Raw genomic sequence first — 21,980 nt, 5'->3', positions numbered from 1 at the left:
AATGAATAAATACCTGAAATACTTCGGCATTGCTTTATTGGTAATTCTGATAGATCAAGCGGTGAAGATGCTAGTTCATTTCCAAATGGATTTTGGCTCGCCAGGGCAGATTCCGATTTTCGGAGACTGGTTTAAGCTGCATTATACCACGAATCCTGGGATGGCTTTCGGCATGGAGCTGGGATCTGATTATGGCAAATTGCTGCTAACATCCTTCCGATTGGTGGCGATGTGCGGGATCGGATATTACCTATTTCATATTATTGAGAAAAAACAACCGAGTCTATATATAGTATGTATAGCGATGATTTTAGGAGGAGCAATAGGTAATCTAGTTGACTCTGTGTTTTATGGAGTTTGGTTAAATAATGCTCCGTATAATGCTTCAACTCCATGGTTTCATGGACAGGTGGTTGATATGTTTTATTTTGATATTTGGGAAGGTTATTTGCCGGAATGGCTTCCAGTGTGGGGAGGTAGTTACACTGCGCTTTGGCCGATTTTCAATGTGGCAGATGCTGCAATATTTGTTGGCGTGGCTATGATTCTGATCTTCCAAGGAAGGTTTTTTCCTGAAAAGCCTGAATCTGTTAACTCATCAAAGGAGGAAGAAGTAAACCAGATTTCTGAATAAAAACTTACCTCTTTTATTAAAAATCCTTCCAGATCATTTTTGGTGATTTTGAAGGATTTTCATGTTTTCAGCCAGATAATTGCCATAAATCAAGTTTTTGAGCTGTATTTTTTGTAATTTTCAACTTGCTTTTCCCTTTTTTTGGATCCTTAACCCCGACCTGACTTCTTTTTGCTTAACCCCAATTATATAGAAGTTATGTCCTTCCGACAATAATATGATAGTAGATGCTGATAAGCCCTTTCAGATAGTTTATTCTATTTATAGCCACGAGTCTTTAGGACTTCTTATTGAATCTTTTGTAGTTCAGATCGACCCTCAAGGCAGGCTTTCTCTGGCCTATCAAAATATTAGCTCCGCCAATGCAAGTGAATTTGACGCTGGTTTGAATAAGACGGATTATGATTTGATAAAAATCATGGATTCTATGAACCCTGAGGTGGTGGTGAAGCCATTTATCAAACGTGGAAATATCCGGCCTAAGCAGTACTTAGAGAAGATTTTTGATCCTAAAACGGAAGATAAAAAGACGCAGGATTTAATTGAGGAAGTGATTGAAAAGAAGCGGTCGAAAATAATGCCGTTGCTCATTGGGAAGCGACTTTTCGAAATGGGAAGTGATGGAAATCCGGTATGGAAAGAAATTATAGTCAATGCTGAGCGGGCAAGTGTATTATTTCATTTTCACAAGAATGAAGATAACACGCACTACTGGCCAACCATCAAATACAAGGGAGAAAAGCTAGATTGGCAATATAAGAACGGCTATTTTATCAGTAATGAACCTGGTTGGTTGATCGTCAATGGTCAGCTTTTTCACTTCGAAAAAGGAATTGACGGAAAGAAACTTAAGGCGTTTCTAAATAAGAAATTCATCGTAATCGATAAGAGAATTGAGCCAAGCTACTATAAAGGGTTTATGGCTAATCTTATTTCTCAGTTTGATGTGGAGTCAGTTGGATTTGATATCAATATAGAGCGAGGAACACCAGAGGTTTTTATCAACATCTCTGATCTCCCGGGCGGAGGCGGAAAGAATCTCTTTGGAGAGGACGGAGAGAAATTGGAAGAGGATAAGATCGTATTTGAACTTCGATTCAAGTACGGAAACATAGATTTCCCAGTGCAGACTCCGAGTTCTGAGAAGCATGGTGCATCGGTAAGGCTGGAGACAGGAGAGGATAGCTATATGTTCTACAAGACGATTCGAAGTACTCAAAAAGAAAAAGCTTATATAAAGTTACTGCGTGACCAAGGCCTAGAGTTCAAGATGGGTAAAGACGCTTTACCTAAAACTGAAGCTTTTGAGTGGATAGGCCAAAACGAGGATTTTCTCGATATAGAGAAAATCAAAATTGTCCAAAAGCCTAATGCTAAAGGGAAGGTTTATAATATTGGAAAAGCCCAGATATCTATCGAAGTCAATGAAAATATTGATTGGTTTGATGTCAAAGCCCTGATCAAATTTGGAATTTACTTGGTGCCTTTTGCGAAGCTCAGAAAACTTTTGCTTCAAGGCAAAGCAGAATTTGAATTGCCAAATGGAGAAATTGCTGTGATTCCAGCTTCCTGGTTTGTGGATTACTCTGAGCTATTCAATTTCATGGAGGACCGTGGAGATGAAAACACCTTGGTATTGCGCAAGCATCATTTGGCACTTGCCAGAGAGATGGAGATCGGTAATCTTGTCCAAGTTACCTTGAGCAGAAAACTGGAAAGACTCAGAGATTTTGAATCAATTGAAGAATATGATCTGCCGAGTGGTTTTGATGGAACACTTCGACCTTACCAGCATGCAGGTTACAATTGGCTTCGATTCTTAAATGAATTTAAGTTTGGTGGCTGCCTAGCAGATGATATGGGTCTGGGTAAAACTGTGCAGACACTTGCTTTGCTGGCACATGAAATGGAAGCAAACCCAGGTTTGACTTCACTCTTGGTGATGCCAACTTCCCTGATTTATAACTGGGAATTGGAAGCTAGGAAGTTTACTCCAGATCTGAAAATCCTTGTGTATTCCGGTACTCAGCGTATCAAAGATCCGTGGAGATTTGGAGAATATGATTTGGTCCTAACATCCTATGGAATAACCAGATTGGATATTGAAGTTCTGAAGGATTTCTATTTCAATTACATCATTTTAGATGAATCCCAGGCAATTAAAAATCCGGGAAGTAATATTGCTGGTGCAGTAAATCAGCTAAAGAGTAAGCAAAAGCTGATTTTGACAGGTACACCAGTAGAAAACAGCACGATGGACCTTTGGTCACAGATGAACTTCATCAATCCAGGATTACTTGGAAATCAAAATACCTTCAAAAAGCAGTTTTTGCAGCCAATCGAAAAGCAAGGAGATGTGGATAAATCTGCAAAACTTCATGCGATGATCAAGCCATTTATCCTAAGAAGATTGAAATCTCAGGTAGCGACTGATCTCCCAGAAAAGATTACCAATGTCAAGTATTCGGACATGACTGCTGCGCAAGAGGAGGTTTACGAAGAGGTGAAAAGCTACTATCGAGAGAAGATTATTTCCGATATCCAGAGTACAGGCAGAAACAATCAGCAGTTTACCTTACTTCGTGGCTTAACTCAATTGCGTCAAATTGCCAATCACCCGAAACTAGTTAGGGATGACTATGAAGGAGAATCAGGAAAGCTGGAAGATGTAACTTATATGCTACAGTCTACCATTTCTGAAGGGCATAAAGTACTTGTTTTCAGTCAGTTTGTAAGGCATTTGGCTATAGTGAAAGAGTATTTGGAAGAGCAGGGAATTCCTTATGCCTACCTCGATGGCACGACAAAAGATCGTCAGGCACAGGTAGAGAAATTCCAGGAAAATGAAGACATCAAAGTATTCCTTATTTCCTTGAAAGCGGGAGGAGTTGGTTTGAACTTGACTAAGGCAGAATATGTGTTCCTACTTGATCCTTGGTGGAATCCTGCCGTGGAGGCACAGGCTATAGATAGAGCGCATAGAATCGGTCAAGAAAATAAAGTCATCATTTACAAATTCATAACACGTGGATCTGTAGAGGAAAAAATCATGGCACTTCAGGATCGTAAGCTGGCCCTTGCTGGCGAGCTGATAAATACGGAAGAAAGCTTTATGAAGAGTTTGGGACAAGATGATATTGCCGCATTATTAGAATAAAATATATGATTATCCGCAATGATGTCAGTCACCTTAGATTCTTTGCTTATCAGGTTGGAAGACCGATGACCGAAGACTCCCGCAGTGGCGTGACAGGCAGAAGTGGCCTCAATTCTTAAGTTTAACAGATCTAACATTGCTTTTGCTACCTTACTGGTAGAAAAGCGGATATACATTATAAAATATTTAGATTTTTACAAAAAGGGGAGAACCATAAATTCTGCCCTTTTTTTATTGGATTGATAGTCAACCGCATAGAGAATGGTCACATTTAATTAACCATAAATTCTCATTGAAACTTTGTCAATAGCCCGAATATTTTTCTAAATTAAATCACATAGTACCACTACACTACCTGCGCATGCCTAGAGCCAAATCCGATAAAGATCGGAAAATCTTTGTGCTGGATACTTCTGTGATCCTTTACGCACACAACTCCATTATGAACTTTGCCGAGCACGATGTGGTCATCCCAATCACGGTGCTGGAGGAACTTGATCAATTCAAGAAAGGCAATGACACCAAGAATTTTGAAGCCCGTGAATTCATCCGATTGCTGGACAAACTTTCGCAGGATCATATGATTCACAATTGGACTCCCCTGAACGGGAAGACAAAGGGGAATTTTAGGGTGCTGATGAATCCGGAGAATCAGATCAATGCCAATGAGATTTTTGGTGAAGAAAAGAATGATCACAAGATTCTCAACTGTGCGCTTTATCTCAAACAGCATGAAGCTGGTAGAAAAGTAATCTTGGTAAGTAAGGATATTAATCTTCGTCTTAAAGCCAAATCCATTGATTTGCTTGCAGAAGACTATGAGACTGGCAAGATTAAGAATATTACCGAGCTCGAAAATACAGGGAAATATGTGCTGGAAAATATGGATCCGGAGCATATCAACACACTTTACGAGAGGGGATACATAGAAGCAAAGACAGTCTTGGGCACAAGAAAAAGGAAGTCAAATGCCTATTACATTCTAAAAAGCAATAAAAATTCCGTGTTGTCTTATTACAATTCGGAGGAAGGAATTTTAGAGCGTGTAGATAAAAAATTGGCTTACAATATTAAGCCTAAAAATGCCGAACAGACCTTTGCGCTTCATGCGATCACTAATCCAAATATCCGTCTAGTATCAATTCAAGGTGTAGCTGGAACGGGTAAAACCTTACTGGCTTTGGCAGGAGCATTGGAACAAAGAAGAGAATACAAGCAGATCTTCTTGGCCAGACCAATCGTACCATTGAGCAATAAGGACATCGGGTATTTACCAGGTGATATTAAGTCCAAACTTAATCCATACATGGAGCCACTTTGGGATAATTTGAAATTTATCCAAAATCAATACAAGGAAACTGACAAGGAATTTCAGAAGATCACCGAGCTGGTGAATCAGGAGAAATTGGTTATTCAGCCACTGGCTTATATCCGTGGACGTTCGCTTTCAAATATCTTCTTTATTGTGGATGAAGCACAAAACTTGACTCCTCATGAGATCAAGACGATTATTTCCAGAGCCGGAGAAAACACCAAGATTATCTTCACTGGGGATGTCTTCCAGATCGATACTCCGTACTTGGATTCCCAGTCGAATGGCTTATCCTATTTGATAGATCGTGTAAAAGATCATCCGCTCTATGCGCACATCAAACTTGAGAAAGGAGAGCGATCAGAGCTGGCGAATCTGGCGAATGAGTTATTATAAGCTACTGTGTATCCTATATTAAGGCTCCTTCTGGAGCCTTTTTTTATATTTAAGCAAGCGCTATTCTCTTAAATCATTCATAATAAGGATATTGACCAAGTCTTATTTTTTAAAAAATTTAATTTGCTTTTCGTAACCTACTGAATTCTATCCAATTGTCCATCTCTGGGTTTCTGGTGTTCACAAGCGTACATGAAATTGGCCGCTCTTTTCTCTAGTGATCTGATTATTAGCACTTTATAATTTTGGGTCGCTTTTTGGCATATAGCCAATATAGAAATTAAACCAACTTATTACTGCCATGATTACTTCACTATTTTCCCAAAAAAACATTTGTGCTGCATTGGGCTTCGTAATGGCATTTACCATTGTTTGGAAAGCTAAAGTAGAAACAAATATTGCAAAGCATACTGCCCTTATTGAATATACTGAACCAACTTACAATACCGGCATGACTTCTAATTCTGAAGCTGAAAAGCTAACTGAATTCAAAAAAATAAGGACCGAAACTTCGGTCCTTTGATAAGCTAACTGGGTGAAATTCCCATACAATAATTACTCGTAAGGGTAGATTTGGTTGATTGTTTACACTAAAAAGGTGGGTTTTGCTCACCTTTTTTTTAGCTCTCTGTGATTGTACTTAGCTTTGCTAAAAAGCCATTATAATATTGTCTACCTACCTGCACCATAGCGCCAGAAAGTAACGTAATTTCCTTAGTATTGAAGCTTTCTACCTGTCCGAGGTTAACAATAAATGACTTTTGAACTCGAAGGAAAAGCTGAGATGGTAATATTTCCTCAATTTCCTTCATGGATTTCCTGATGCTGTAATCCCTATTTTTTGTAAAGATCGTCACCATATTACCATTTGCCTCTACGTAATAGATATCTGAATAGGAAACACGCTCAAACGCATTGTCAGCCTTAATGAAAACTGCATCAGTAACTAAAAATGGACTATCATTTGGAGTGCTTACTGTGGCTACTTCACTGGAAGGCTTAGTACGCTTATTGTAAAGAACAATCTCTACGATCGCATGAATATCATTTGTATTGAATGGCTTCACTATAAATCCAGCTGGATTTATTCTTTTGGCCCTTTCGATGATGGTTGGATCTGAATAGGATGTCACATAAACCAATGGTGCGTCTACCATTTGTTTCACGATTTCCCCTAATTCTATTCCATCTTTATCGCCTTTCAGTTTGATATCCATGAATATCAAATCCGGCCGATATTTTTTAATGATTTTAATGCATTGATTCGCAGAATTTGCAATGTCCGTGTTGACATATCCCAGGAGTTCTAATATCTCCTGGATATTTTCTGCAATGCTGATATCGTCTTCGACGATTAATATCCGCTCTTCTTTCATAAGTAGCTGGCAGAATTTGCGTTTTGGGGGTGAAACTAATTTTACTGACCTCTAAGTCTAATTATTCCCTATTTAGTTAATTTTTAGCTGAAATCAAATGCTTTTTATTGGATATGAAATATTAAAGACTCATCATTTCCTTAAATCTCGCTGCCTGTCTGCGGCTCACTTCTATTCTGTCGCCTCCTTTGAGAGTCACTACCAGACCGCCATTGAACCAAGGCTCTATGCCTTCTACCCAGCCTAGATTGATTATGTGTTTTCTGCTTGCGCGGAAAAATGATTTCTCATCTAGACGCTCGTCCAAAGCATTCAACGATTTATGAATCATCGGTTTGAAGTTGTCGAAATACACTTTGATGTAATTCCCATCTGACTCAAATAACCTAACATTAGAAAGGCGCACAAACCAGCATCTGTCTCCATCTTTGACGAATACTTGATCTTCGAGGGTAAGTTTCTTTTGGCTGTGAGAAGTGGATGATTCTTCACTTTTAGAGTGGCCGTCGATTTTACCTTGAAGTTTGGTGATTGCTTCCTCGAGACGCTTAGGCTCTATTGGTTTTAATAGGTAATCTAGGGCATTTACCTGAAATGCTTTGAGTGCATATTCATCGTAAGCGGTAGTAAATATTACGTGAGGGACGTTGTCTAGCTCTTCTAGAAGTTCAAATCCAGTTTTCTCTGGCATTTGTATATCAAGAAAAATGACGTCAGGATTTAGCTGATCTATCTTTTCCTTTGCATCATCCACGTTTACCGCTTCGCCTACGACTTCGACACTTTCTAGTTGATTTAAGAGTGTGATTAGCTCCTTACGTGCTAATCTTTCATCATCAATTACAATGGCTCGCATGTTTGTTGAGTTTGTTATTCAAATGTAACTTTTTGTTTCGGGATTTTAATTTCGGTAATAACGAATTGATTTCCGGAGTTGAAAATACGAAAGCTTGCTTTACCACCATAGATTAACTTGAGTCTTTGCACGGTATTGCTCAGCCCATGGCCTTGCTCATCATCTGAATTCAAAGAAGGCTGATGAGTAAGTTGACCGCTATTTTTCACCTGAATATACAAATCATCATTCAAGCCTTCCCTGCACTTGATTTCTATTGTACCTCCTTTTACCAAGTTTGATACGCCGTGCTTAATCCCATTTTCCACGATGGTCTGTAGCATCATGGGAGGTATTTTGTAGCTATATGATTCGTCTTCTATGTGATAGATCACTCCTAGCCGCTCCTCAAAACGAATCGACTCAAGTTCCAAGTAATCCTTGACTGTGTTGAGTTCTTCTCCGAATTCTATGGTTTGCTTTTTGTCCATCATGAGAGAAAATCGCAACATGTTGGAAATTCTAGTAATGGCAGTTTTTGCTTTGATAGGATCTTCATCTACTAATGCCCGCACGCTATTCAAAGCATTGAAAATAAAGTGAGGATTGAGTTGACTTTTCAGGTGATTGAGTCTGATCTCATTGATTTTAGCCTCGTATTTCAGGGTTGAATTGTAATTGTCTAGAAAATGAACCAGAAAGTACATTAGAAACCAGAGTGCATACAATAGAATTGCCTGAAGGAGATTGGCTAAGATTAATAAAATCTTAAAATCCTCAGATGGGTTGAGGGTGCCAAAAGCTAGGTTGATTAAAATCTGAGCTACAATATTGACAAATGAAAGTGCGATGATAGCCAGAAATGATTGGAACAAAAGCTGCGAAATACTCAGCTTAAACCAATTGTAGGTTTTGACTATGTATCGTAAAAAATGAGTGGAAATAAGATTAGTAGCAGCAAGGACTATAAATGCCCAAATCTGAACATACGTGACACCTCGCGAAAGATCAGCTAAAAATATACTCACCAGAGCAAATCCGCCCCAGCCGAGTATCTGCAAAAACCAATAAAGCCTAATCCTATTCATAATCACGCAAAGATAAAAAACCAGCGTGTCTCCTCTTTTTTTAATTTGATAGAAGGAAGATACCCTTGATTGTTACCCTTGTTAGCTATTTAACTCCATTTTGAGGAATTTACCGGTATAGCTTTCTGGCGTTGCGGCTACTTTTTCGGGAGTACCTTGAACTACGATTGTTCCTCCTTTATTTCCTCCTTCAGGCCCCAAGTCCACAATGTAATCCGCCATTTTGATGACATCCATGTTATGCTCGATGATTAGGACGGTGTTCCCTTTTGATACCAATCCATTCACCACGAGCATTAATAATTCAATGTCCTTAAAGTGCAGACCTGTGGTAGGTTCATCGAGAATATAAAAGGTCTTTCCTGTATCTTTTTTCGAAAGTTCAGTTGCTAATTTGACCCGCTGTGCTTCTCCTCCAGATAGTGTGGTGGCATGCTGACCTAGCGTAATATATCCCAAGCCTACTTCATTGAGCGTCTTTATCTTTCTAAGAATTTTGGGCAGCTTGTCAAAGAATTCAACTGCTTGCTCCACAGTCATATCTAGCACATCAGAAATAGATTTTCCTTTGTACCGAATCTCGAGTGTTTCGCGGTTGTAGCGTTTTCCCTTACAAGTTTCACAAGGCACATGCACGTCAGGAAGGAAATCCATCTCTATCAACTTCATTCCTGCACCTTCGCAATCTTCACATCTTCCTCCTTTTACATTGAAAGAAAATCGTCCTGGTTTGTAGCCCCTGATCTTAGCTTCCGGAAGTTCTGTGAAAAGCGTTCGAATATCCGAAAATACACCAGTGTAAGTAGCAGGATTTGATCTTGGGGTTCTACCAATCGGGGATTGATCCACTTCTATGACCTTATCCAAATGCTCCAAGCCTTCCACACTTTTGTATGGCATTGGGTTTTTCTTCGAATGGTAGATTTGCTGGTTGAGTATTGGATATAGCGTTTCGTGTATAAGTGTACTTTTCCCACTTCCAGAAACTCCGGTGATACATATTAATGTCCCTAAAGGAAGATGAAGGTCTAGGTTTTTGAGGTTGTTGCCAGTAGCACCCTTAATTACCAGTGACTTCTTTTCTCCGGTTCTGCGTTCTTTTGGAACTGGTAGTCCAATTTTTCCAGCAAGGTACATTGCAGTAAGTCCACCTGTTTTTAAGATTTCTGAAGGAGTGCCATCAGAAACAATATGTCCGCCATGCCTACCCGCACCAGGCCCCATATCCAGAAGATAATCAGAAGCTAGCATCATGTCTTTGTCATGCTCCACCACCAAAACAGAATTACCCAAGTCACGCAGACTTTGTAGTGCTTGAATGAGTTTTTCGTTGTCACGCTGATGAAGTCCAATACTCGGTTCATCCAATATATATAGCACACCGACTAGTTGTGTACCAATTTGCGTAGCTAGCCTAATCCGCTGAGCTTCTCCACCAGAAAGTGTCCGAAGAGGCCTATTCAGCGAAAGGTAATCCAGCCCAATGTCTAATAAGAATCCAATTCTTTTACGAATTTCTTTCAAGACTTCTGAAGCGATCACATTTTGCTTATCAGAAAGCCTAGTTTCCAATCCTACAAACCATTCTCCTAGTGATCGAATATCCATCACAGCCAATTGGCCAATATGTGTGTCGTCAATTTTGATATGAAGCGCCTCCTGCTTGAGTCGGTATCCATGGCAGTCTGGACAGGTTTGGGTAATCGTGAATTCGCTGACCCAATCCTGAATTTTATCGGAACTTCCCTCTTGATATTTTTTTAGAAAGTTAATAATGCCTTCGAACGTGGTGTGCCATTTAGTCCCAGGATGCTTGATGGAATCTACAGCCACTTCGATCTTATCTCCGCTAAGCAAAATATCTACTACATGCTCGGGAAGTTTCTCAATTGGCGTACTCATGCTACACTTGTAGTGCTTCAGAATGGCCTCTATTTTCTTGAAAATCCAGATGTCACGATACTCACCAAGTGGCGCTATACCTCCGCGGGTGATACTCAGTTTTGGATCTGGAATAATGCTTTCTCGGGTGATTTCCTCAGTAATCCCAAGCCCATTACAAGTCGGGCAGGCTCCGTATGGACTGTTAAAAGAGAAGGTGTTAGGCGCAGGTTCCTCATAGGAAAGACCTGTTTCTGGATCCATCAAATACTTTGAGAAATGGTGAATCGCTCCTTCTTCATCACGAATCATGATCACACCTTTGCCATGCTGCAGGGCAGATTTCAGGGATTGCGTGATTCTATAACGATCGGATTCTTCTGCAACTATTCTGTCAATAACTATCTCAATATCGTGGATTTTATACCGGTCCACCTGCATTTTGGGTACCATCTCCATTACTTCGCCATCCACACGCACTTTGGAGAATCCCATTTTCCGGATTTGCTCAAAAAGCTCTCTATAGTGTCCCTTTCGACCCTTCACTACTGGAGCAAGGATGTAAAGCTTTTTGTTTAAAAAGTTTGTAAACAGTAGATCGATGATCTGGTCTTCCGTCTGACGGACCATCTTTGATCCTGTCAAATACGAATATGCTTCGCCTGCTCTAGCATAAAGCAGTCTCATAAAATCATAAATCTCTGTCACGGTGCCTACCGTAGATCGGGGATTTTTGGAAGTCGTCTTTTGCTCGATCGCGATGACCGGAGAGAGGCCATTAATTTTGTCCACATCAGGTCGTTCCATACCTCCTAGAAAAGATCGGGCATAGGCAGAAAAGGACTCCATGTAGCGACGCTGACCTTCAGCATAAATCGTATCAAAAGCTAGCGAGCTCTTTCCACTTCCACTCAGTCCAGTGATTACCACCAGCTTGTTACGGGGAATCTTCAGGTCTAGGTTTTTAAGATTATGCTCTCGGGCTCCAAATATCTCTATGTATTCTTCCTGTGCTGGAGTGACTTGACTCATATAATCGGCGGGCAATTTTAAACGGCGAAGGTACGAAATTTCAGCTGCTTGAGGCAGTAAAGTTCAAAGAGTATAACCAGTGACGGGAGGATTGGTTCATCAGATTGACAGAGTTTGGCAGGTATTGTCACTTTACTTTCTATAAAAGAACTGACTTCCCTTTTTGAACAAATTATTCCGGCAAAAGGATTTCATAGGTTTTACCTCGCTTCACATTTAGATCCTTGTCACGCAGCCAAGGATTATACAACTTCAACTCCTTATAACTACTTCCCTGCTGTTTAGCCCAATTTGCTAGATTTTTAATATCAGAACTGACTTTAACAGATTTAAGACTTGGGTTTTGGTAATAATCTGACTCCCTAAGATAAAAACCAAATGAGCCAGGATTTTCGAAGATCACTTTGAATGCTAAGATCCTGAACAAATACCTACTTGTCTCATCATTGAGATATAAGTCATAGTAGTTTTTTGCCAATTGGTCTTCTTGCCTTCTGGAGAAACCTGCTTGCCCCATATTATAACTTGCTGCCACTGCAGTCCAGTCTCCAAATCTATTATGTGCTTTATTGAGGTATTTTGATGCGGCAATTGTAGCCTTTTCTAAATTGTACCGCTCATCAACATCCTTGGAAATCTCAAGTCCATATTCTTTGCCTGTGGATTCCAAAATTTGCCAAAAACCCTTCGCACCAGCTGGAGAAGCTACATTCATCAGGGCAGATTCTGCCATTGCCAAGTATTTGAAATCGTCTGGAACTCCATTCTCTTTCAGCATTTGTTCTATTTCAGGAAGAAACTTGCTTGAGCGTTTCATCAGCAAGATCATGTTGGACTGCCAATAAGCATTCACATAAATTTCCCGCTCCAAGCGTTCCTTGACGTCTTCTATTTCAAGCGGAACTTTTTCTCCAGCAAAAGTTAGCTCTTTGGGAAGATCAAATAGACGTATGGTGTCTCTGGATGGAATGGGCATGGCCTGAAGCAGCTGAACGTTTGCTACGCTGGGTTCGGAAGTTATTTCAGTTGGCGTCTTCCAAATAGCATATCCAGCCATTCCAAGGCAGAGAAACACTAAAATGTAAAGAGGAAATAGGTGTAATTTATTCATTCACTAAAGATGAGGATTGCAAAAGAAAAAACCTGATTTTGAGGTCAGGTTTAGGAATAGTATTTAAAATTGAAACCAGGGATATTTGTCATTGGTGAAATCTAAGGCTTTGGTAAGCCCATCTTCCAGATTAGTGTCTAGAGCTGGTTGAACAGACGGGTTAGAGGGGTACTTTTTGCCGTCAAACTTCACCAGCCGATTCTTTCCTCCACTAAAAATAATTAGATCATTCCAGTCATTAGTTTTGTTAGAACCGATAATTACCGGGTAATCAGCTACAGAAAACACAGTAATCACATTTCCATTTTTATCCAAAATATATTGCGTGCACCCTCCAGAACCACAAAAATAAGGTCCCACTAAGCCAACCATAATTTCATTGGACCCATCTCCATTTAGGTCATACTCATACTGGACAAATTTGCGTGCACTTTCTTCAAGCAAACCTTTATCAATATCTTCTTTGAATTGCTTCTGCAATGCTGCTATCACTATTTCAGCAGTCTCCTGTGAAGTTGACTCCGCTAGGTAATCCGCTGCAGGGATATCATCTGTAGGATCAGGATCTTTCAATTCTGCAGGTTCTTCAGAAACTTTTGCTTTGGCTACAGGAATTTCCATTTCCTCATTCTTTTTGCCAGATTCTTCCTTAGAAGTACAAGATGTGGCCACTAAAATAAGGCACAGAAGAATAGAATAAATGTAAGATGCCTTCATGGTTTTAATTTTTTAAAGCCTACTTCAATTTTACTATTATTCACTCATTATCAAAGCAGTAAAATTAGAAATTCGGACTCAACAAATATTTGCTGTAAAAATCATCTATAACTTTTACTGCTTCGGTCGCATCTTCTACTACTGCAAACAAGTCCAAATCTACTTCATTGATGTAATGATGAGTGAGTAAGGTCTTCTTGATCCAATCCACTAATCCAGACCAATAATCTTTACCTACCAACACGATTGGAAACTTTCCTATTTTATTGGTTTGGATCAATGTCAACGCTTCAAAAAATTCATCCATCGTGCCAAACCCACCTGGGAGAACCACAAATCCCTGTGAATATTTGATGAACATGACCTTCCTCACAAAAAAGTAATCGAAGGTCATCAACTTGTCCCGGTCAATGTAAATATTGTCAAACTGCTCAAAAGGCAAGACGATATTCAACCCCACAGATTTTCCCCCTTCGGAATGTGCTCCTTTATTTCCTGCCTCCATGATTCCGGGTCCACCACCCGTAATCACCCCATAGCCATGACGGACAAGTTTGGCAGCAATATCTTCTGCCATTTTATAGTGATGGTGATCGCGCGGTGTCCGTGCAGATCCGAAAATAGAAACACAGGGGCCAATTTTGGCAAGTTTTTCAAAGCCTTCTACAAACTCAGACATCACCTTAAAAATCACCCAGGAATCGGCACTTTTGATCTCACTCCAATCCCGCTCTTTAAAAGCAAGACGGATCTTCTCTTCTGCATCTTGATTTTCTAAATTGCTCATATCCTTCTTTTTATTAAAGAAAACGATCTCTGGCCTGAAAAGGACAGTGAATCTACCACTATTCGGACCTTAAAAAGTTAAATAGCTGACTCTCAATATAAAAAAATACTAGCTCAGGAGAATCAATCGACAAAGACTGGTGTACTTTTGCGCACCATTTGATAAATATAGATTGAATCTCGCACAAAAATCTCAAGCTACACTGGACGTGTTTGGTGAGCTTGAGTCAGAAACAAAGCAATTTGTCTCTGAGAGTGGTTTAAGTTGTGTTTCTGGATGTGGCTTTTGCTGCGCAAATCCGAAAGTACCGGCTTCCCCGTTAGAATTTCTCCCATTGGCTTTTGACCTTTATTATAAAGGTATGGCTGAATCTACCTTAGCCTTAGTGGAAAATAAGGATGAAGAAGCTAGCTGTGTGATGTATAGGCCTCAATCTGAAGATGGTAGAAAGGGCTTTTGTGGCAATCACACCAATAGAGGAATGATCTGTAGACTATTTGCAGCTTCTGCCAGAAGAACCAAGTATGGCAAAAAAGACCTCATTATCTGCAAGGTTTTGAAAGATGAAAAGCCTGCTGCGTTTCTTCAAACCAGCGAAAGAATAAATAAGGATATGGATATTCCGTTGGCGACGGCTTATTATTCACGATTGGACGAAATAGATCAGGCACTTTGCCAACAATTCACTATTAATGAGGCCATAGCCTTTGCTTTGGAACTTGTTTTGAGATACAAATTCTATGAGGAGCAAGAAGCTGAAGTGATTGCATGATTTTTTTGCTCCTTTCAATTGAAGTATATTGGGTGATATTTCAAGGTTATCGCCTCACAAATTTTTAATTATGCTAAGAATCGGAGATATAATTCAGACGTTAAAGGGATTAGTCGAGACCAAAATCGATATGGTCAAAATTGATATTCAAGATCAAATATCGGGGGTTTTATCCCGGTTGCTACTTTTGACCTTGATGGCAATGAGCATCATGCTCGTACTGTTATTTTTCAGCTTTTCCCTTGCTTTTTTTCTTAGCCAATATTTCGAATCCCCACACTTAGGCTTTTTGATTGTAGGTATTTTATATCTATTAGTATTTGTGATCCTATACTTAGTACGGGATAACGATCCTACACAGGAGAAAATGCAAAATGGATTGAAAGGATTTATTTTTAGAGCGAGGATATTCAGAAAATTAAGAAAGAATGAATAAAGAATTAAGCAAAAAAGAAGAGGAACTTGAGCAGACTTTGGCGAGGCAATTGGAGTTATTTAAAGCTGAATCCGGTGACTGGTTGAAAATTGGCGGGGTAGTTTTAGCGGGAGGTTTGATTACTTTGGCTATTGTGAAAACCCGTAGAAAAAGAAAAGATAAAAAAACAGAAGAGGCATTAGTTGTTCTTGAAAGAGAAGGATTGCTCACGGCAGAGATTGAGAGGAAGCTCAAAGATGATTCGAAGTCATCATTTTGGCCAAGTATCAGCCAACGTCTTCTTATTTTAGGGCTTGCTTTTGCCAAAGAAAAATTCCTTCCCAACCTATTTGCTGCTCAGCCAGATGATGCCGAAATCGAAGAAGAGAGTAAGTAAGATTTTAAATGAATTCCATTCCACTGGGAGAAAAGGTTTAGCTTGGCTGATTGATCCAGATAAATTTAAAAACGCCCATACGTTCGAAGAAAAGAATGCCTGGGTTAAGAATTCCGGTCTTGATTTAATTTTTGTAGGAGGAAGCCAACTCAGTAGGGATAACTTTAAGGAAGTTGTCATTTCTGTCAAAAAAATTGCCGGAAATATCCCCGTAGTGATTTTCCCAGGCTCTCAAATGCAGCTTGCTGAGCAAGCAGATGCCATTTTATTTTTATCACTCATTTCTGGAAGAAATCCCGAATACCTCATCGGTCAGCAGGTACTGGCTGCACCCATTGTCAAAAAAATGAAATTGGAGGCTCTGCCAACTGCTTACATGTTGGTAAATGAAGGAGAAATCACTAGTGTTCAGTATGTCAGCCAAACGCTTCCCTTACCAAATTCTAAGCCTAACCTAGCTAAGGCAACAGCACTTGCTGGAATGTATCTGGGCATGAAATTCTTCTATCTCGACGCTGGAAGTGGAGCCAAGTCTCCGGTCTCAGGTGAGGTGATCAAATCCGTAAAGTCTGTCACGAACAATCCGATCATAGTCGGGGGAGGGCTTGATTCCTTGCAAAAAGTAAAAAATGCTTTTGAAAGTGGAGCAGATTTGCTTGTGATTGGCAATGCCATAGAAAAAGACCCCAGCTTTTTGCCTGAGGTCTTGGATTATAAAGTGTTATTGAATCTTTCTTTAAACGTTAATTAGAGATTCTCGTCTTCTCATTTTTCCGGCAGGAACTCCATACATCATTTTAAATCTACGGCAGAAATAGGCGGTGTCTTTGTATCCGACTTCTTTTCCAATATCCCGAATCGACTTTTTAGTAGTTCTTAATAATTCTACTGCAGCTTCCATACGCTGATATTCTATGTAATCTTGAGGATTGATGCCAGTAAGCATTTTGAAATACTGTCCCACATAATCTTCCGATACGTTAGCAACTTTAGCCAAGATCTTATTAGATAAGTCGCCGCCAAGGTTTGTTTTAATATAATTAAACAAATCTATAAGACGGGGATCTTTGAAATAAGTAGCATTGGTAGAAAGCTCTTCTAAAAACAATCTATTTTTAAGTATGTGACGGAGAAGCTCAATCACGAGCAGTTCGGTGTGCGACTTTAAGGCTCTTTCTTTTCCCACATTACTCACTTCCACTTCCTTCATCAGGTCCTCAATGATCGTGGCAAGACGGTCATTGAAACGGATGATGAAAGGAGGGATATCAAGTGAATTAAAAAAGTTAACTACATCAAATACTTTGGATTCAAAGCCTAAAATAGAAATGCAATCATCCTCTGTACTCTTAATATCTCTGAAACTAATACTCTGAAGGTACTTTTTCTTATTTTCTTGGAACTGTTCTTTGGATAACTCACCTTTTTTAGCGCTACTTCCTATCGTGAGTTTAGTTTTCTGATCTGCAGGCAAAAAGAGTACTTCTCCTTCATTTAAAAGCTCTTGATCTTCTCCAAACTTAAGGGTTCCATGGTGAAGTAAAATCAGTGTATTATCTGATTCAGTATAATCGTTTACCGACAACGGCTTTTCTACTCGGAAATTATTTCCACGAATAAACCTAACATTGACTGATTCTATAACCTTGTTGTAATATTCCATGAATAAGTATTAAAAAAGCTGAATTACAAAAATATAATTTTTCTATCGAATATTCATAGAAATTGTATAAATGGTAGTAAAAAAGAAAAAAGGTATAGTTAAATAAAACTATACCTTTTAAGGACAAAATAGTTGTTAATTCAGGATGCCTCTAGATATTACTATTTTTTGAATCTCAGATGTTCCTTCATAAATCTGAGTGATTTTAGCGTCTCGCATCAAGCGTTCTACGTGATATTCTCTTACATATCCATAGCCACCATGTATCTGAACAGCTTCAATACTTACATCCATAGCCACTTGGGAAGCGTAAAGTTTTGCCATTGCAGAAGCATGAGAGTAATCTTCTCCTTGATCTTTAAGCCAAGCTGCTTTATATACTAAAAGGCGAGCTGCCTCAATGGTGGTAGCCATATCAGCAAGCTTAAATTGTATAGCCTGATGCTGACTGATTGGTTTGCCAAATGTCTTGCGTTCTTTGGAATAAGCTAATGCAAACTCATACGCACCAGCAGCAATTCCAAGTGCCTGAGCGGCGATTCCGATTCTGCCGCCATTTAGCGTTTCCATGGCGTATTTGAAACCAAATCCTTCCTCGCCAATTCTGTTCTCTACGGGTACCTTCACATCCGTAAACATGAGTGAAGTAGTGTCGGAAGCTCTGATTCCAAGTTTGTCCTCTTTATGGCCTGGGGTGAATCCTTTCCAACCTTTTTCTACAATGAATACCGAAATCCCTTTGTGGCCTTTACTCTGATCAGTTTGCGCAAAAACTAGATAGGTATCAGCTTTTGATCCGTTTGTAATCCAGTTTTTAGTGCCGTTTAAAATGTAATGATCTCCTTCTAGGTAGGCTTCGGTTTTTTGCGAAGTAGCATCTGACCCAGCTTCTGGTTCGGATAAAGCAAAAGCGCCTAGTTTTTGTCCTGAAGCAAGGGGCTTAAGATATTTTTCCTTCTGTGCTTCAGACGCATATTTTTCAATGCCCCAGCAAACCAGTGAATTATTCACCGACATGGCTACGGATGCAGAGGCGTCGATTTTAGACAATTCTTCCATCGCAATCACGTAGGAAACTGTGTCCATTCCTCCCCCATTATACTTAGGATTGATCATCATTCCCATGAACCCAAGTTCTCCCATCTTTTTGATTTCTTCAACTGGAAATCTTGATTCTATGTCTCGTTGGATTACCCCAGGGAGCAGCTCATTTTTTGCAAAATCTCTGGCCGCTTCCTGCACTGCCTGATGCTCTTCTGTTAATTCAAAATGCATAATTATCTCTTTGGGTTTAGCTATCTGCATTGAATATATGGCAAAAAAAAAAGAGGGACAATCTTTGCCCCTCTTCCAAAATTTTATTTGATCTGTATCAATCCCGACCGCCAAAGAACATCATGATGTAATAAGCAAGCGTAGTCAATGCTGCCATAGCGGCAACTACATAAGTCATTGCAGCCCATTTTAGTGCATCTTTTGACATCGCATATTCATCCGGCGTTACAATATTCCGTGTTTTTATCCAAGCCAAAGCCCTGTTGCTTGCATCAAACTCTACGGGTAGGGTGACAACAGAAAATAGGGTGATAATACTATAAGCTCCGACTACAATATAACCAATGATTAAATATGGCATTTGAATTAGAAAGCTTCCCAAAATTGATGCGATTAAGACGATATTGAGAATTTTTCCAGCACTGTTTTGAAGAGGAACCAGGGTAGATCTTAAATTCAACCAAGTGTAAGAAGTAGCATGCTGAACGGCGTGGCCACATTCGTGGGAAGCTACAGCTGCTGCTGCTGCATTTCGTCCATAATATACATCTGGACTTAAGTTAACAGTTTTATTAGCAGGATTATAATGATCGGAAAGCTGTCCTTCCACTGATAATACCTGCACATCTGTGATGTTATTGTCGGCCAACATGAGCTTGGCGATCTCTGCTCCCGAAAGATTTGCCTGAAGAGGCGTTTGAGAATATTTCTTGAATTTGCTTTTCAGTTTACTACTGACCACAAATCCTGCAATTGCGAATACTATAAGAATAATGAAGAACATAATTTATTTGGTTTGCAGGGATGAATACGTTTTAAGCTTCTTTGGGTTCGGTATGAGATGGTAATTTCATCATTATTAACCAGCTTACAATGCCAGCAACTAATATGAGAATCACCTGAGTTCCATGAATAATTGCTGCGAAGATTTTCCCATCTACTTCCGATATTCCCAATTGTAACAAAATGAAGGCCACTAGTGCATGAAAGGTTCCTATGCCACCTTGAACTGGGGCAACCATGCCAATACTGCCCATTACCATGACTAAAAGCACTTCTCCAGAAGACAGATTGGCAGTACTGGTGATGCCCAAGGAGATGGTATACATAGTCATAAAGTAAATAACCCACAGTAAAACGGAACTAAGCCAGAATGCAGTTGGGGTTGATAATTTGCCAATTCTCTTCAGTCCAGAAATGATTTCTCTGAAGAAATGTTGGAGTTTATTTATGATTCCATGATCTCGAAATCGTCTGAAGAGAAATAATACCAGAAGTATAAAAGTGGCAATTGCTCCGAGCACAAGAGGAAGGTTGGAGATTAGTATTTTGCCAAGCGACTCGAGGTCAACTAATTGGTTTGAAAGACTTACGAAAAGGTCTTTTTCTACGATAAATGCTAAGAAAATAGTAGCTATAAGGCATAGTAAATCTATACTTCGCTCTACAATTACCGTCCCAAAAAGATAGCCTACTGAAATGCCATTTGTGCGTGTAAGTACTCCGCAACGTGCCACTTCACCGGCTCGGGGTATCAGCATATTCACCAAGTTGCCGATCATCACAGCATGATAAGAGCGGGTTACTGTAACTTCCTCGCCTTCTCCGGATTCTATTAGTAACGTCCAACGCCAGCTTCTCACTAGGTACCCGAGCATTGAAATGGATAAGGATACGAGAATCCAAGCCCAGCTACTTGACTTGATTTGGTCAATAAGGGATTCTAGTGCAATGTCTTTGTACAAAAACCAAAAAATCCAGATCGCAATTCCTAATGAAACTGCGACCTGGATAAATTGCTTAATGTTTTTATTAACCATTAGATGAGTTTGTTTTGCTCATCAGGGAATATCAAAACAGGCTTGAATTTTTTTGCTTCTTCTACTTCCATTCCAGCATAAGAAATGATGATTACAATGTCTCCTACTTGAGCTTTTCTAGCAGCAGGACCATTGAGGCAAACTTGTCCAGAGCCTCGCTCACCTGTGATTACGTATGTTTCCAAACGCTCGCCATTGTTGACATTGACGATTTGGACTTTCTCATTTTCTATAAGGTTTGCTGCATCCATTAGATCTTCATCGATGGTGATTGAGCCTACATAGTGCAGTTCCGCTTGGGTTATCTTTACCCGGTGGATCTTTGATTTCAGTACCTGAATTTGCATTGGTTTAATTTTGCCGCAAAATTAAGGAATTATTGGAAGGTTGTCTATTAATCTAATTTTTCCGAGATAGGCTGCCACGCAAATAGATGATTTTTGACTAGCGTCAAAATCTTTATAGGTAGTAAATCGTTCAGGGTGAATTAGTTCGAAGTATTCTAAACTTGCCAAGGTCATTTCCTCAAAATCACTTTTGATTTGATTCTGCACCTCAAACCAAGGCATACCATCTAAAAGTTCCTGCTTTGCTTTGGCCAAACTGTTAATTAAAATCAATGCCTGACTCCTTTCGGCAGGAGAAAGGCGTACATTCCTTGAAGACATCGCGAGTCCATCGTCCTCCCGACGTGTAGGTACTATTACAAGTTGAAGATCAATCGATAGGTCTTTGACAAGTCTTTTGATCACACTACTTTGTTGTAGGTCTTTTTGTCCAAAAAAGGCCATGTGCGGTTTGATGATATTAAAAAGTTTCGAAACTATGATTCCTACTCCGTTGAAATGGCCAGGGCGAAAAGCACCTTCTAATACCGTTTCTAGCGCGCCGAAATTAATGCTTAATTCAGGTTTTTCAGGATAAATAGTTTCTGTATTTGGCATGAAAACAAAGTCTACATATTCATTCCTAAGTTTATCCAAATCTTCGTTTATCGTAGTTGGATAATTGTCAAAGTCTTCCTGATTATTGAATTGTGTAGGGTTGACAAAGATAGAAACTACCACAATATCAGATTTAGACTTAGCTTTTCTTACCAAGTCTAAATGGCCTTCATGAAGTGCTCCCATCGTCGGGACCAAACCTATAGATTTATCGCTTTTAAGGGATTCAAGCCAGTATTTTTTCCAATCGGCTCCAGTATAGACTACTTGCACTGGGGAAGGGTTTAGGATGGGTAAATAGGGGCAAATGTATATTATTATTCAACAAAACAAGGCTATTAAGGCTTTTTTTATTACCTTTGTGCAGT

21 protein-coding genes are annotated in these 21,980 nt (G+C 39.6%); 8 read left to right on the top strand and 13 right to left on the bottom strand.

Features of this window, described 5'->3' with window-relative positions; all coding sequences use genetic code 11:
* Position 1: 1 nt before the first annotated feature.
* From AACZ87_RS10135 to AACZ87_RS10120, 4 genes are all read left to right on the top strand, one after another.
* Positions 2-634: a lipoprotein signal peptidase gene (locus AACZ87_RS10135; protein ID WP_339866872.1), complete on the top strand. Its 633-nt coding sequence runs from the start codon at positions 2-4 to the stop codon at positions 632-634.
* A gap of 217 nt (positions 635-851) precedes the next feature.
* The gene (locus tag AACZ87_RS10130) at positions 852-3,791 is read left to right on the top strand and encodes a DEAD/DEAH box helicase (protein WP_339866870.1); all 2,940 of its coding nucleotides are present in this window, start codon (positions 852-854) and stop codon (positions 3,789-3,791) included.
* 361 nt (positions 3,792-4,152) lie between these two features.
* A complete protein-coding gene (locus tag AACZ87_RS10125; RefSeq protein ID WP_339866868.1) occupies positions 4,153-5,499 on the top strand; it encodes a PhoH family protein in 1,347 nt (448 codons plus the stop codon).
* Between the two features lie 301 nt (positions 5,500-5,800).
* Positions 5,801-6,022, top strand: coding sequence for a hypothetical protein (locus AACZ87_RS10120; protein WP_339866866.1), 222 nt, complete (start codon positions 5,801-5,803; stop codon positions 6,020-6,022).
* Between the two features lie 97 nt (positions 6,023-6,119).
* Here AACZ87_RS10120 and AACZ87_RS10115 read toward each other — a convergent pair whose 3' ends face one another.
* From AACZ87_RS10115 to AACZ87_RS10085, 7 genes are all read right to left on the bottom strand, one after another.
* On the bottom strand, positions 6,120-6,875 hold the full coding sequence (locus AACZ87_RS10115) for a response regulator (RefSeq protein WP_339866865.1): 756 nt from the start codon (positions 6,873-6,875) through the stop codon (positions 6,120-6,122).
* Between the two features lie 121 nt (positions 6,876-6,996).
* Positions 6,997-7,731 carry a response regulator gene (locus AACZ87_RS10110; protein WP_339866863.1) on the bottom strand — a complete coding sequence of 245 codons (735 nt, stop codon included), beginning with the start codon at positions 7,729-7,731 and terminating at the stop codon, positions 6,997-6,999.
* A 14-nt stretch (positions 7,732-7,745) separates the two neighbouring features.
* The gene (locus AACZ87_RS10105) at positions 7,746-8,798 is read right to left on the bottom strand and encodes a histidine kinase (protein ID WP_339866861.1); all 1,053 of its coding nucleotides are present in this window, start codon (positions 8,796-8,798) and stop codon (positions 7,746-7,748) included.
* An 81-nt stretch (positions 8,799-8,879) separates the two neighbouring features.
* Positions 8,880-11,711, bottom strand: coding sequence for an excinuclease ABC subunit UvrA (uvrA, locus tag AACZ87_RS10100; protein WP_339866860.1), 2,832 nt, complete (start codon positions 11,709-11,711; stop codon positions 8,880-8,882).
* Between the two features lie 172 nt (positions 11,712-11,883).
* Positions 11,884-12,822 carry a lytic transglycosylase domain-containing protein gene (locus AACZ87_RS10095; protein ID WP_339866859.1) on the bottom strand — a complete coding sequence of 313 codons (939 nt, stop codon included), beginning with the start codon at positions 12,820-12,822 and terminating at the stop codon, positions 11,884-11,886.
* A gap of 63 nt (positions 12,823-12,885) precedes the next feature.
* Positions 12,886-13,539 (bottom strand): hypothetical protein, encoded by a 654-nt coding sequence (locus AACZ87_RS10090; protein ID WP_339866858.1) that lies wholly within the window; start codon positions 13,537-13,539, stop codon positions 12,886-12,888.
* Between the two features lie 64 nt (positions 13,540-13,603).
* Complete coding sequence (locus AACZ87_RS10085; protein ID WP_339866857.1) at positions 13,604-14,326, bottom strand: TIGR00730 family Rossman fold protein; 723 nt, start codon at positions 14,324-14,326, stop codon at positions 13,604-13,606.
* Positions 14,327-14,498: 172 nt separating this feature from the next.
* On the opposite strand from AACZ87_RS10085, the gene AACZ87_RS10080 reads away from it, so the two are divergent.
* The 4 genes from AACZ87_RS10080 (at position 14,499) to AACZ87_RS10065 (ending at position 16,661) form a co-directional block, all read left to right on the top strand.
* Positions 14,499-15,098: a YkgJ family cysteine cluster protein gene (locus tag AACZ87_RS10080; RefSeq protein WP_339866856.1), complete on the top strand. Its 600-nt coding sequence runs from the start codon at positions 14,499-14,501 to the stop codon at positions 15,096-15,098.
* A gap of 70 nt (positions 15,099-15,168) precedes the next feature.
* Complete coding sequence (locus AACZ87_RS10075) at positions 15,169-15,534, top strand: phage holin family protein (RefSeq protein ID WP_339866854.1); 366 nt, start codon at positions 15,169-15,171, stop codon at positions 15,532-15,534.
* Positions 15,527-15,910: a hypothetical protein gene (locus AACZ87_RS10070; RefSeq protein ID WP_339866853.1), complete on the top strand. Its 384-nt coding sequence runs from the start codon at positions 15,527-15,529 to the stop codon at positions 15,908-15,910. The genes AACZ87_RS10075 and AACZ87_RS10070 overlap by 8 nt, the downstream gene beginning before the upstream one ends.
* Entirely contained in the window at positions 15,879-16,661 is a 783-nt protein-coding gene (locus AACZ87_RS10065) for a geranylgeranylglyceryl/heptaprenylglyceryl phosphate synthase (protein WP_339866851.1), read from the top strand. The genes AACZ87_RS10070 and AACZ87_RS10065 overlap by 32 nt, the downstream gene beginning before the upstream one ends.
* Here AACZ87_RS10065 and AACZ87_RS10060 read toward each other — a convergent pair.
* The 6 genes from AACZ87_RS10060 to panC form a co-directional block, all read right to left on the bottom strand.
* On the bottom strand, positions 16,647-17,573 hold the full coding sequence (locus tag AACZ87_RS10060; protein ID WP_339866849.1) for an AraC family transcriptional regulator: 927 nt from the start codon (positions 17,571-17,573) through the stop codon (positions 16,647-16,649). The two genes, AACZ87_RS10065 and AACZ87_RS10060, sit on opposite strands and share 15 nt — an antisense overlap.
* Positions 17,574-17,708: 135 nt before the next feature.
* Positions 17,709-18,848, bottom strand: a complete 1,140-nt coding sequence (locus AACZ87_RS10055) for an acyl-CoA dehydrogenase (RefSeq protein ID WP_339866847.1) — start codon at positions 18,846-18,848, stop codon at positions 17,709-17,711.
* A 97-nt stretch (positions 18,849-18,945) separates the two neighbouring features.
* The gene (locus AACZ87_RS10050) at positions 18,946-19,632 is read right to left on the bottom strand and encodes a zinc metallopeptidase (RefSeq protein WP_339866845.1); all 687 of its coding nucleotides are present in this window, start codon (positions 19,630-19,632) and stop codon (positions 18,946-18,948) included.
* Between the two features lie 31 nt (positions 19,633-19,663).
* Positions 19,664-20,668: a lysylphosphatidylglycerol synthase transmembrane domain-containing protein gene (locus tag AACZ87_RS10045; RefSeq protein ID WP_339866844.1), complete on the bottom strand. Its 1,005-nt coding sequence runs from the start codon at positions 20,666-20,668 to the stop codon at positions 19,664-19,666.
* The gene (panD, locus tag AACZ87_RS10040; RefSeq protein ID WP_339866842.1) at positions 20,668-21,015 is read right to left on the bottom strand and encodes an aspartate 1-decarboxylase; all 348 of its coding nucleotides are present in this window, start codon (positions 21,013-21,015) and stop codon (positions 20,668-20,670) included. The genes AACZ87_RS10045 and panD overlap by 1 nt, the downstream gene beginning before the upstream one ends.
* Before the next feature lie 21 nt (positions 21,016-21,036).
* Complete coding sequence (gene panC / locus AACZ87_RS10035) at positions 21,037-21,885, bottom strand: pantoate--beta-alanine ligase (protein ID WP_339866840.1); 849 nt, start codon at positions 21,883-21,885, stop codon at positions 21,037-21,039.
* Positions 21,886-21,980 lie beyond the last annotated feature (95 nt).

The sequence above is a fragment of the uncultured Algoriphagus sp. genome, assembly GCF_963974365.1.
Lineage (GTDB): Bacteria > Bacteroidota > Bacteroidia > Cytophagales > Cyclobacteriaceae > Algoriphagus.
This window is presented reverse-complemented; position numbering and strand designations above follow the sequence as displayed.

Coding starts and splice junctions, on each gene's coding strand:
- AACZ87_RS10135 (WP_339866872.1), top strand. CDS start 2: ATGAATAAATACCTGAAATACTTCGGCATTGCTTTATTGGTAATTCTG.
- AACZ87_RS10130 (WP_339866870.1), top strand. CDS start 852: ATGATAGTAGATGCTGATAAGCCCTTTCAGATAGTTTATTCTATTTAT.
- AACZ87_RS10125 (WP_339866868.1), top strand. CDS start 4,153: ATGCCTAGAGCCAAATCCGATAAAGATCGGAAAATCTTTGTGCTGGAT.
- AACZ87_RS10120 (WP_339866866.1), top strand. CDS start 5,801: ATGATTACTTCACTATTTTCCCAAAAAAACATTTGTGCTGCATTGGGC.
- AACZ87_RS10115 (WP_339866865.1), bottom strand. CDS start 6,875: ATGAAAGAAGAGCGGATATTAATCGTCGAAGACGATATCAGCATTGCA.
- AACZ87_RS10110 (WP_339866863.1), bottom strand. CDS start 7,731: ATGCGAGCCATTGTAATTGATGATGAAAGATTAGCACGTAAGGAGCTA.
- AACZ87_RS10105 (WP_339866861.1), bottom strand. CDS start 8,798: ATGAATAGGATTAGGCTTTATTGGTTTTTGCAGATACTCGGCTGGGGC.
- uvrA (WP_339866860.1), bottom strand. CDS start 11,711: ATGAGTCAAGTCACTCCAGCACAGGAAGAATACATAGAGATATTTGGA.
- AACZ87_RS10095 (WP_339866859.1), bottom strand. CDS start 12,822: ATGAATAAATTACACCTATTTCCTCTTTACATTTTAGTGTTTCTCTGC.
- AACZ87_RS10090 (WP_339866858.1), bottom strand. CDS start 13,539: ATGAAGGCATCTTACATTTATTCTATTCTTCTGTGCCTTATTTTAGTG.
- AACZ87_RS10085 (WP_339866857.1), bottom strand. CDS start 14,326: ATGAGCAATTTAGAAAATCAAGATGCAGAAGAGAAGATCCGTCTTGCT.
- AACZ87_RS10075 (WP_339866854.1), top strand. CDS start 15,169: ATGCTAAGAATCGGAGATATAATTCAGACGTTAAAGGGATTAGTCGAG.
- AACZ87_RS10070 (WP_339866853.1), top strand. CDS start 15,527: ATGAATAAAGAATTAAGCAAAAAAGAAGAGGAACTTGAGCAGACTTTG.
- AACZ87_RS10065 (WP_339866851.1), top strand. CDS start 15,879: ATGATGCCGAAATCGAAGAAGAGAGTAAGTAAGATTTTAAATGAATTC.
- AACZ87_RS10060 (WP_339866849.1), bottom strand. CDS start 17,573: ATGGAATATTACAACAAGGTTATAGAATCAGTCAATGTTAGGTTTATT.
- AACZ87_RS10055 (WP_339866847.1), bottom strand. CDS start 18,848: ATGCATTTTGAATTAACAGAAGAGCATCAGGCAGTGCAGGAAGCGGCC.
- AACZ87_RS10050 (WP_339866845.1), bottom strand. CDS start 19,632: ATGTTCTTCATTATTCTTATAGTATTCGCAATTGCAGGATTTGTGGTC.
- AACZ87_RS10045 (WP_339866844.1), bottom strand. CDS start 20,668: ATGGTTAATAAAAACATTAAGCAATTTATCCAGGTCGCAGTTTCATTA.
- panD (WP_339866842.1), bottom strand. CDS start 21,015: ATGCAAATTCAGGTACTGAAATCAAAGATCCACCGGGTAAAGATAACC.